Annotated in this window: 3 protein-coding genes; all 3 read left to right on the forward strand. The window is 60.7% G+C overall.

Annotated features, from left to right (window positions below; all coding sequences use genetic code 11):
* A partial coding sequence (locus ACESMD_RS10135) for a hypothetical protein (RefSeq protein ID WP_372612790.1) occupies positions 1-535 on the forward strand: 535 nt, incomplete at its 5' end.
* 21 nt (positions 536-556) lie between these two features.
* On the forward strand, positions 557-1,813 hold the full coding sequence (locus ACESMD_RS10140) for a P22 phage major capsid protein family protein (protein WP_372612792.1): 1,257 nt from the start codon (positions 557-559) through the stop codon (positions 1,811-1,813).
* Positions 1,814-1,870: 57 nt separating this feature from the next.
* A partial coding sequence (locus ACESMD_RS10145; RefSeq protein ID WP_372612794.1) for a hypothetical protein occupies positions 1,871-2,193 on the forward strand: 323 nt, incomplete at its 3' end.

Here is a 2,193-nt window from a genome sequence, read left to right on the forward strand (position 1 = left end):
ATTTTCGGAATGGCGCGCGCAGCAGAAGGGCGGCAAGGCCGCCGACACGTCGCGCAAGCCGGAGAAAGGCAATCAGGCCGCTGATGACGCAGACCAGAAGGACACCGACCGAGAGTTCACCGATGCCCTCGAGGACGTTCAGGCAGCGTTCACCGAGAGCCGCGCACAATACGACGACTTTGACGACGTGGTTGGTGCCAAGGATCTGATGATCACCCAAGACATGGTGGTTGCTATGGCAGATGCAGATGACCCGGGCGCTATCGCCTACCACCTGGGGCAGGACAAGGCGGAGACCGCGCGCATCGCCGGACTCTCCGGCAGGGCCCAGGCCAAGGAGATTGGCAAGCTCGAGGCCACGCTGGCCAAGAAACCCGAATCCCGACAACCCGGTAAAAAAACCACCCAGACACCTGACCCCATCATACCAGTCAAAGGCAGCGACAGCGCCGAGACACCGCCCGAGAAGATGGACTTCGCTGAATACGAGCAGACCATGAACGAGCGGGAGCAGAAGGGGGGAGGCTTCTGGTGATGATCACTGGAGTAAAGAGCAATGAGCACCCAAGGCGTCAACAACCGGTTTCTGACTGACGACATCATCGTCAAGGAAGCCCTGCGTCTCCTGAAGAACAACCTGGTGGCAGCGCCACTGGTTCACCGCGACCTCGAGCGACGGTTCGCCAAGGTCGGCGACGTGATCTCCCTGGAGAAGCCGTTCCGCACCAAAACGGCGGCCGGCCGGACGCTGCAAAAGCAGCCGATGATCGACCAGAAAATCCCGTTCAACATCAATCGGCAGCAGCACTTCGGCGTTGAGTGTACGGTCCGCGACCGCACGCTCACTATCCAGAAGTTCAGCGAGCGCTACCTGAAGTCGGGTATCGTCCAGTTGGCCAACGTGGTCGATCGTTCGATTCTGCTTCAGTTGAAAAAGGCGTTCTTCTCATCTGGCACGCCCGGCACCGCTATCGGAACCAAGTCATTCCACCTGGCCAAAGCGCACATGAACAACGTCGGCGTCCCCGACGATGGTATGCGCCGCGCCATCCTCGCGTCACTGGACGCCGCCGAGATCAGCGACGCTATCTCAAACAAGTACAACGAGGGGATGGTCAAGAAAGCATTGCAGAAGGGCTACATGGGTCCGCTGGCAGGCATTGATATGTTCGAGTCTGCCAACCTGCCGAGCCACACCGTCGGCGCCTATAGCGGCACCCCGCTGGTCGACGGCGCAAGCCAGACTGGCTCATCGCTCATCACCGACGGCTGGTCCGTGAGTGTCACCGGGCTACTGAAAGAGGGCGACGTGTTCACCCTCGCCGGTGTGTTCGAGATCAACCCGCAGTCCTACCAGTCCACTGGGCGCTTGCAGCACTTTGTTGTAACCGCCGACGTTGACACTGATGCCACTGTTGGCGGTCCCGCTACGGTCCCGATCAGCCCGGCGATCAACGACGGCACGCTGACCACGACCGACTCCGAGGGCACTAGCCTCTCGCTCGCCGCCTATCAGAACGTCAGCGCCGCACCGGCAGATGGTGCAGCTATCTCAGTGCTGGGAACAGCAGACACGTCATACCGCCAGGATTACTTGTTCCACCGCGACGCTGTTGCGCTGGCCATGGTTGACCTGGAGCTGCCGCAGTCTGCCACCGTGAAGTCGCGCGTCCGTGATCCGGACTCCGGCCTGAGCTTGACGATGACGGGTGCCTACGACATCAACAACCAGTCTGAAATCACGCGCATCGACGCCGTGTGGGGAACCCACATGATCTATCCGGAACTGGCCCATCGCTTGTGGTCTGAGTAAGCCAACCAGGCGGCCGGCACACGTCGGCCGCCTCACTTACACCAACGGAGAGACCGAATGGGCGATACCTGGCGCTACCACGCAAACAAGCCGGCCATCATGGTCGATATGGAGGACGACCCTCTACTCGAGCGGCTGCATGCCGAGGGATGGCGCGACACCCCAGCCGCGTTCAAGGACCGCACAGAGGACATCCAGCAGGACAGCGATGCCTGGCCAGACGATGGGCTTGGGAACGTACAGCGCGCCCTGCTTGCCGCCTTCAACGATGATCCTGATACACTGACCAAGGACGAGCATATTCACCTGGCCGAAGGACTGGGCATCAAGTTGGACAGGCGCAGCAACCAGACAACGATGATCACCAAGATCCAAGAGGC

Source organism: Halomonas sp. (assembly GCF_041689495.1).
In the GTDB taxonomy this organism is placed as follows: domain Bacteria; phylum Pseudomonadota; class Gammaproteobacteria; order Pseudomonadales; family Halomonadaceae; genus Halomonas.